The 7972-nt window shown below is 53.5% G+C and carries 10 protein-coding genes and 1 tRNA gene; 7 read left to right on the top strand and 4 right to left on the bottom strand.

Annotated features, from left to right (window positions below):
* Positions 1-249: 249 nt before the first annotated feature.
* Positions 250-1146, bottom strand: coding sequence for a DNA adenine methylase (locus tag FAP39_RS17015; RefSeq protein WP_138017572.1), 897 nt, complete (start codon positions 1144-1146; stop codon positions 250-252).
* 166 nt (positions 1147-1312) lie between these two features.
* Here FAP39_RS17015 and FAP39_RS17010 point away from each other — a divergent pair, with 166 nt between their 5' ends.
* Entirely contained in the window at positions 1313-1981 is a 669-nt protein-coding gene (locus tag FAP39_RS17010) for an OmpA family protein (protein ID WP_138017571.1), read from the top strand.
* A gap of 15 nt (positions 1982-1996) precedes the next feature.
* Here the strand turns inward: FAP39_RS17010 and FAP39_RS17005 are convergent, their stop codons facing one another.
* Positions 1997-3214: a caspase family protein gene (locus FAP39_RS17005; protein WP_138017570.1), complete on the bottom strand. Its 1218-nt coding sequence runs from the start codon at positions 3212-3214 to the stop codon at positions 1997-1999.
* 142 nt (positions 3215-3356) lie between these two features.
* On the opposite strand from FAP39_RS17005, the gene FAP39_RS17000 reads away from it, so the two are divergent.
* Complete coding sequence (locus FAP39_RS17000) at positions 3357-4055, top strand: CDP-alcohol phosphatidyltransferase family protein (protein WP_171006913.1); 699 nt, start codon at positions 3357-3359, stop codon at positions 4053-4055.
* Positions 4056-4098: 43 nt separating this feature from the next.
* On the opposite strand, the gene FAP39_RS16995 is transcribed toward FAP39_RS17000, so the two are convergent.
* Positions 4099-5172, bottom strand: a complete 1074-nt coding sequence (locus tag FAP39_RS16995; protein ID WP_138017568.1) for a hypothetical protein — start codon at positions 5170-5172, stop codon at positions 4099-4101.
* 65 nt (positions 5173-5237) lie between these two features.
* On the opposite strand from FAP39_RS16995, the gene FAP39_RS16990 reads away from it, so the two are divergent.
* Complete coding sequence (locus tag FAP39_RS16990; RefSeq protein WP_138017567.1) at positions 5238-5420, top strand: hypothetical protein; 183 nt, start codon at positions 5238-5240, stop codon at positions 5418-5420.
* On the opposite strand, the gene FAP39_RS16985 is transcribed toward FAP39_RS16990, so the two are convergent.
* Positions 5410-5484: transfer RNA gene (locus tag FAP39_RS16985), tRNA-Thr, on the bottom strand. The two genes, FAP39_RS16990 and FAP39_RS16985, sit on opposite strands and share 11 nt — an antisense overlap.
* A gap of 87 nt (positions 5485-5571) precedes the next feature.
* Between FAP39_RS16985 and FAP39_RS17620 the strand changes: the two genes are divergently transcribed.
* The 4 genes from FAP39_RS17620 to FAP39_RS16970 all read left to right on the top strand — a co-directional run bounded on the left by FAP39_RS17620 (position 5572) and on the right by FAP39_RS16970 (position 7954).
* On the top strand, positions 5572-5736 hold the full coding sequence (locus FAP39_RS17620; RefSeq protein ID WP_171006912.1) for a hypothetical protein: 165 nt from the start codon (positions 5572-5574) through the stop codon (positions 5734-5736).
* A 5-nt stretch (positions 5737-5741) separates the two neighbouring features.
* The gene (gene murA, locus FAP39_RS16980; RefSeq protein ID WP_138017566.1) at positions 5742-7007 is read left to right on the top strand and encodes a UDP-N-acetylglucosamine 1-carboxyvinyltransferase; all 1266 of its coding nucleotides are present in this window, start codon (positions 5742-5744) and stop codon (positions 7005-7007) included.
* 2 nt (positions 7008-7009) lie between these two features.
* On the top strand, positions 7010-7486 hold the full coding sequence (locus tag FAP39_RS16975) for a DUF2948 family protein (RefSeq protein WP_138017565.1): 477 nt from the start codon (positions 7010-7012) through the stop codon (positions 7484-7486).
* Positions 7487-7576: 90 nt separating this feature from the next.
* Positions 7577-7954 (top strand): anthrone oxygenase family protein, encoded by a 378-nt coding sequence (locus tag FAP39_RS16970; protein WP_138017564.1) that lies wholly within the window; start codon positions 7577-7579, stop codon positions 7952-7954.
* Positions 7955-7972 lie beyond the last annotated feature (18 nt).

The raw sequence follows: 7972 nt of genomic DNA, 5'->3' as shown, positions 1-7972 counted from the left end.
GTATCCATTCAATCGGGTTGGATACATCTTAGCACGCTGTCCGAATTTGCCGGACCACTTCAGTTTCCAGATGTGCGCCAATAGGATTGCGTTACCTTAGGGCAGGTTGTGGCCCAAGCGATACACAGGGTTCAGGCGTAACGTTTCCTGAATGCGGTCAATGGAGTTGAATTTGGCAAATTGAATTGCTTTTGGAAACAAGGGCCGATTCGTTTGGCCGGTCAGAGGTGTTTCGGAGAAAGGCGGGATTTAGTAGGTGAGAAGTAGGCGATCTTTCACCTCTTCCGCCTCAAGCGTTTGACCATCCATTTGAAACCGCTTGAGCATAGAGCGCCCGATATTTACAAAATGCTCATTTTCAAACAGATCTTCGGGATAAGCGATATCACAATATGTGTGCCCAGATTTTTTGGTACCATCAATGCTCAATGCCACAAAGACTCCGCGGGCCTTGGCATCAGCGATGGCATCCATCAAATCCGCCAACCGAAAGGCTTGCGCGCCATATAATATGCTTTGCGAGTGGCTATAGGGCGGATCGCAATACACCAGATCACCGGTTTTTGCGCGCGCGAAGGCGTCCAAAAAATCTAGGCGTTCGAAATTTGCCCCCGCCGTTCGCGGCACCCACATATCCACGCGCCGCGCGAATTTTTCAGGTTTGACAATTGGATGTGAACCCATGGGCGTGGACATCATCCCATCCTTTTTTCGAAACCTGACGACGCCACCATAACAGGCCCGACTTAAGAACAGGAGATCTGCGCCGTTTGGGGACGCATTATACCGTGCTTTGATTTCTTCGTACCGCGTGAGCTGATCGCCCGCATGCACATAACTCCACCTGTCATGATACCATTGTTTCAGGCGATCAGGGTCTTGAGACAGGCATTGCCATATGTCGATAAGCGGGCCGAACACATCGGACGCCAGCGCACGCGACGGGGCAAGGTTGGCCAACACGCCACCAGAGCCAAGAAATGGTTCATAATAGGTGCCAAAGCTGCGCGGGAAGTGTCGGATGATCTGATCGGCATAGCGCTGTTTGTTGCCGACCCATTTGATGAGTTGCGTCTTAAATGGGGGGATTTCCCCTGTCTCGCGGTCGCGAAGTGTTGTGAGGTCGGAAAACAGGGAGTGTTGCATCAACTGTGCGACCTTGATTTGCGTGAATTCAGGACAGTGTCTCGGTTCAGCGCGTTGGCAGCAAGAGGAAAGTTGCGGTGGCTTCTGACTTGGTCTGCTCGGCCATGTTCTGGAAAAATATTGCAAATTTGCTATTCTGGGCTCGAATCATTCAAGGAGAACGCAGATGCGTTGGTTCAGCTATGCTCTTATTGCTGCTTGTTTTGGCGGTACGGTGCTTGCGCAATCGGTTTTGACGCTTGAAGATTTCGATATGGGCGCGGATGCCGATGACACCGGTGCGGCGTCCCCCGTCGCAGCTCAGTCAGATATGGAAGCTTGCCTTTTGGATCAAAGCAGTTGTGCAAATGATGAATTCCGCTCGGCCACCGCGTTGTCTTTGGATGATGTGGTGAACCTTGGCATTGTGGATCACGAAGAAGCCCCATTGTCTGTATCCACGGAGACGTCACCGGGAGCACCTGCAAAGATTGTGAGTGCCAGTCAAACATTACCAACAATCGACATGGAAATTTTGTTTGATTCCGGGTCGGATCAGGTGCGCGGCGATCAGGTGAGCAAACTTGTCGATCTGTCGACGCTGCTCAAAAGCGAAAAATTCGATGGCTATAGATTTTTGTTTCTGGGCCACACGGATGCCAAAGGCGATCAGGCGTACAACATGACGTTGTCCAATCGGCGGGCCCAAAGTGTGGCCAATCTTGTGCGCGGATTTTCCGGACTGGACCCGTCTCGCGTACTGTCCTCTGGAATGGGCGAGAGTCGTCTCAAGGACCCGAGCTTCCCCTTGGCGGGCTTCAATCGTCGCGTACAATTGGTTCTGGTGCCACGCTAAGTGGTCGTCAGCCATTCACTGAATTTCAAAATCTTTGAAGCCGTACTCGATCTGGCCAAAGCCTGGCGTATCAAGCATGCCTTGTGCCTGACCTGCTGAGATTCTTGAGACCACTGATTTCAGGACATTCCGGATGTCTTTCTTTGCGGTCATCCCTGGGGGTTCACACAGAAACCCCAGTTGGTGAATCCCCTTGGCGTCCGAATCCTGAACCACCAGCCCGTATCGTGAACCGGGGGAAATCTCATACCGCATTTGGCCGCTGTCCATCGCGACTTGCCGGAAAAACTTGCGCGGGATGGGAATAAGCTTGTTGTCGGGCGTGACGTTTACAAACATCGGCGTGCAGGCCGACGGGACATCTGCCACGACGGAAACCTCTTGGCCAACGCTGACTTTGGCTGGATAAACAGTCAAGAGGGCCCGCAGGTCATCGGTTTGGGTTTGACCGCCGCCTGTTTCGCGAAAATAGAACTCTTTTTTCATCTGGGACAGCTGTTGGGGGCGCTGCTCGCCCAATGTCTCGTCCATTACGTCACTTGTGACGCGCTTCATAAGAACCGAGACTTCGGTATTCGGGGTGCGCATATGGCGCGCCAAAGATCGTGCAAATGGCGAGTTCTGGCCAGAGCCATCGGATGCCACCGAATTGGGCAGGGTTGCATAGGTGATCAGCATATCACCTTCGGCTTGAACCACTGCGAACCCACGTTTGACCGAGGCGCTGCGCGACCCACTGAGCGAGCGTTGGATCATGCGATCTGCCCAAGGGTTGTTGCGGCATGCATCCAAGAACACAAGGCTGATGGGAATGGGTTTGATGATTTGGATGATGGTATCAAGCGATATCGTTTCGCGTTCGATCGAGCTTTCTGATTTTAGCGCCGAGTCGACCGGCACAAGATAGTTCTTGCCGTCTTTCTGCAAACCATGTCCGGCGAAGTAAAACGCCACGACATCGGTGTCATCGTATTTGTCAACGATGGCATCAATTGCGGTTCCAAACTGTTGTTCGGTGACGTCCACAAGGACATCTGTTTCAAACCCCATCGCGCGAAAGGCCGTCGCCATGAGTTGGGCATCGTTCGTGGCATTGGGCAGCACGCCAGCAGATTGGTACGCTGAATTCCCGATCACCAGCGCATAGCGTTTTTCGGCGTGGCCCGGTGACGAAGCCAGCATGCCAGCGCAGAAAATCAACACGAAAACCCGAATGCAGATACTGAAGTTCATGGAACGGCCCTTTTTCTATGCTTGCAGGATCGCTTATGGGGCATGGGCTGGCAAGTTAAGACTTGCGCCAGTGTGCAAGCTCAGCGTGACAAGGACGGGCATTGTTTGTAAGAGGTCTGCGAAGCTAGGCAGGAAAACGATTTTGGCAAACTCTGGGCACCTTTCATTTATGGACGTCGCCAAAGAACTGAGATCGGCGCATGTCGCAACAGAATTGCGCACCGCGTGGTCATTTACCGTGTTGTACAGGGTGGTCAGTCTTCCGATCAGTTGGGCCTGTTTACGTGCCGGCTATAGCCCGACTTCAATTTCGCTTGTGGGGCTATTGGTGGCTTTGATTGCTCCATTTGCCGCTTTGTATCTGCCCTTGGGCTGGGCCCCGTTGGCGGTGTTTTTGAGCGGCGCGCTGTTTCAGGTGTTGGATTGTTCGGATGGAACCGTCGCGCGCATGTCTGGTAAAACGTCGATCCTCGGCGCTGATCTAGACTATTTTTTTGATATCTTTCAGCACATCCTTTTGTACACAGCCATCGGTATTCTAGCGGATCGGGTGTTAGGTACGGCGGGGCTTTGGGCGGCATTGGGGGCCACGGGGGCAAGCTTGCGCTTGATGGCGCGGTTGATTCGCGAGCAAGTCGCGACGCGCGTGCCACAAACCCAACCTGGGCCGTTCAAAATATCCGAGCTTCCAATTGCCTTCTTGTCAGGTCTTACGGGACTCATCCCGTTTGGAGCCCTAGCAGGTCAATACACCGGCTATGTTGTGATTGCCCTGATCGTATATTCCGTGGCTGATATCGTCGATGCGGCTATGCCCATGACCAAAGCACCGTATCGATAACTGCGGCCTTTCATTTCAGGCCGTCGACCAGCCATCAAGTGCTTTAGAAAGTGAACTTGGCGGAGAATAGTATACGGTCGGCATCGAATTTCACGCCGTTGCCCTGTTTGCGCGTGCCCGTGTAATACTCCACGCCCAATTGAACATTTGATGCAACTTGGTGAAATGCTGACAAGTGTAAAGTCGTCAAAGATTTGGTGTCTGTTGCCGCGGCTGTTTCCAAATCTGTGTAGCCGGTCGTCGCGACGAGCGTCGTCTTGTCCCCGATCTGTTGGCTGATGCCCAATGATAATCCGTTTACGCCAACTTCATTGCCACCAGTTGTCACGGCTGCGCCTGACAGGCCAAAGACAAGGATATCCGAGATCCCTTCGCCCGTTGTGTAAATTCCGCTAAGTTTGCCACCATCCCAAGCGTCATATGTTCCCGATAGGCTCAGGCCCCAGCCTTTGACGGCGGTCCCTGCCAAGGTTGTGTCTCTGTACAATCCCGCGACACGCATCATACCTTTGTCAAAGCCATATCGCGCCGCAAACGTATAGTGTTGGTCATCTGCATTCCCGACATCTTCTTCGATCGAGGCAGAGACACGCCAGTTCTCGTTTGGTTTAAATGTATATCTCAGCTGTGGCAGCCGTGCGAATGGCAAGCCCGCAGGCCCTTGGAAGTCAATTGTATTCCCCAAGGTTTCGACCGACATAAAGTTGGTCCAGTTCTGGCCAACCATAACGCCTTTCCATGCGACATAGGCGTGGCGTGTTCGCAAGCCATCTGCTCCAAAGAAGTCCCCTTCGATGCGGGCTCTGACATCTCCGGACTGGAGAAAGAACCCGAGCCGGCTTTCACGCAGATGCGCCCGTTTGGAGCTTCCGGCCGCGGGTCCACCAATAGTGCCAATATTTTTGAGGCCGAAGGTGGTATCGCCAAGATCATAGTCGCTGTCTGAAATAAACGTGCCTTTGACATAGCCGTAGAACGTCAGGCGCGTGTTTTCGGTAATATCCATCACGAACGGAGATTTTTGCGCCGCCTCTAGAGAATTGGTGTCGGCAGAGGCGCTTGATGCTGCCACTACTGCCAATAATGAGCATGCTGTGCGAAATAGATGAGAATACATGTCGTGGCCTCCGATAGATTTACCCCATTAGGCCGATCAAACCGCTGTTAACGCAACGGAAACTTGTGGCCGAGACAGTTTTTCGCGCTCCATTTGATGCAAAACGCCCTGATTTTGTGGTATTTATGCATACAATCGTCACCGTGGATGGAGGTGTCGAACGCCTGCACATTCGGACGTGCATGCGCAATCGCCATTGCTGTGTCGAAGAGCGAGCAGGGGTGGAAGCTTGGAAAATGGTGCTGTGAGGGAGGATTGAACTCCCGACCTCACCCTTACCAAGGGTGCGCTCTACCACTGAGCTACCACAGCATTTACCGTGGCGCGGATTTAGACGCAAATGTGGGGCGGCGCAAGCGGAAACTGGACCCTTTTTTTTACCTCATGTAAGGAAAGGGTATGGAAAGCAAATCGCCCCCTAATAAACCAAAGCCAAAACAACAAACGCGTGAGGACCGTCTTAAGGCGGCTCTCAAGGCGAACATGGGCCGCCGCAAGGCCCAAGCCAAAGCGCGTGCGACTTCGGGACCAACCGAAAGTTCGGCAAAAAACGATAAAGGTTAGAGCAGATGGATTCGATTATTGTACGTGGCAACGGGCCACTTAAAGGCCAGATCCCGATTGCAGGCGCCAAGAATGCCTGTTTGACGTTGATGCCCGCGACGCTGTTGAGCGAAGAGCCGCTGACGCTGACCAATGCCCCGCGACTGAGCGACATCAAGACGATGACTGAATTGTTGTCGTCGCTTGGTGCCGAAGTCTCGAGCTTGCAAGACGGCAAGGTACAAGCCATGTCGAGCCATAATATCGATAATCACATTGCCGACTATGACATTGTGCGAAAAATGCGGGCCTCAAATTTGGTGCTCGGTCCGATGCTGGCGCGGCTCGGGCATGCGGTTGTGTCGCTTCCGGGGGGCTGCGCAATTGGGGCACGCCCAATGGATTTGCATATTCATGGGCTCGAGGCGCTGGGCGCCGAGATCGAACTCAAGGACGGATATTTGCATGCCAAGGCGGTCAAAGGCCTTAAGGGGGCGACGATTGATCTGGCGTTTGCATCGGTTGGTGCAACGGAAAATATTATGATGGCGGCGACATTGGCCAAGGGCACAACCGTTATCAATAATGCCGCGCGCGAGCCGGAAATTGTGGATTTGGCCACGTGCCTGCGTGCCATGGGGGCCCAGATCGAAGGGGACGGATCGTCTTCGATCGAAATTCAGGGCGTGGATCGGCTGCATGGTGCGACGCACCCAGTGGTCACAGACCGGATTGAACTTGGGACGTATATGTTGGCTCCGGCGATCTGTGGCGGTGAGGTCGAATGCCTTGGCGGGAAAATTTCACTGTTGGGTGCATTCTGCGAAAAGCTGGATGCCGCCGGTATTCACGTCGAGGAGACCGAAAAGGGTCTGAAAGTGGCGCGTCGGAATGGCCGCATTCAGGCGGTTGATGTCACCACCGAACCTTTCCCAGGATTCCCAACCGACTTGCAGGCGCAGATGATGGCGCTCTTGTGTACTGCCGAGGGGACGTCCGTGCTTGAGGAAAAGATTTTCGAGAACCGCTTTATGCACGCTCCGGAATTGACGCGGATGGGGGCTGACATCGAGGTGCACGGCGGCACGGCCACCGTACATGGCGTCAAGCGGCTGAAAGGTGCACCTGTTATGGCGACCGATTTGCGGGCCTCGGTGTCCCTTATTCTGGCGGCGATGGCGGCGGAAGGTGAAACAATTGTCAATCGTGTCTATCACCTAGATCGTGGATACGAACGGGTCGAAGAAAAACTGGGCAACATCGGCGCTCATATCGAACGGGTGAAATCATAATCATGCAAGACGCAAGCTTTGAAGATGGACAAGAACGCCCGCTGAATCTTGGGGCGCTAGATGCCGAAGATCTGCAAATTCTGTCGACACTGGCACAGGATGCAGTGTTCCCGGTCTCTGAAATGTCCTGGCGCGCCGCCGAGAGGCGCTTTGCGCTTCTTATCAATCGGTTTCGTTGGGAAGATGTGCCTGCTGCCAAAGCGCGAGGGCGCGCTGTAGAGCGCGTTCAGGCCTTGATGGTGGTCGATAATGTGCTGGCGGTTGCGACACAGGGCATCGATCGGACCGACAAAGATATTATCCTGTCAATCTTGTCCGTGCAATTTGTCGCGGGGGATGATGGCGCAGGCGAGGTCTTGATCACATTGGCGGGTGACGGTGCTGTTCGGCTTTCGGTCGAGGCGCTTGAGGTGACCCTTAAGGATGTGACGCGCCCCTATATTGCGCCGTCTCGTCATGTGCCCGGCCATGATGGCTAGGATGTCCTGACGCGCCTAGAAAATGTCGACGGAAAACTGTCATGCCATCGTATTAAGACCTCAAAGTGATTTTAACTTAAGGGCATATTGATGCGACAGATTTTTCTTTTTCCGATGGCCATGTTCTCGCTTTTGCTGGCAGGGGGCATTTTCGGCTTTTTCTATGCATGGGTGTGTTCCACCATGTGGGGGTTGGATCAAGCTGATCCGAATGTCGCGATTTCTGCGATGCAAGCCATGAACGCGTCTGTGCGAAACGGCATTTTTGCACCAGCATTCTTTGGCACGCCATTTGTCATGATGCTGACGGGGGCTGTGGCATATCGATCTGGTCGCAAGGTTGCCGCCGCGAGTTTTGGGGCAGGCGGCATTATCTACCTATTGGGAGGCATGGTTCTCACAATGGCTGTGAATGTGCCGATGAATGAAGTGGTCCTGCTTTTTAGGACAGGTTTGCGGCTTGGCTAAGATGCATCTGGTTTATGT

Origin of the sequence: Shimia litoralis (assembly GCF_005518135.1) — a bacterium.
Taxonomy (GTDB): domain Bacteria; phylum Pseudomonadota; class Alphaproteobacteria; order Rhodobacterales; family Rhodobacteraceae; genus Shimia_E; species Shimia_E litoralis.
The sequence above is the reverse complement of the archived record's forward strand: the minus strand, read 5'-3'. Positions and strand labels throughout refer to the sequence as shown.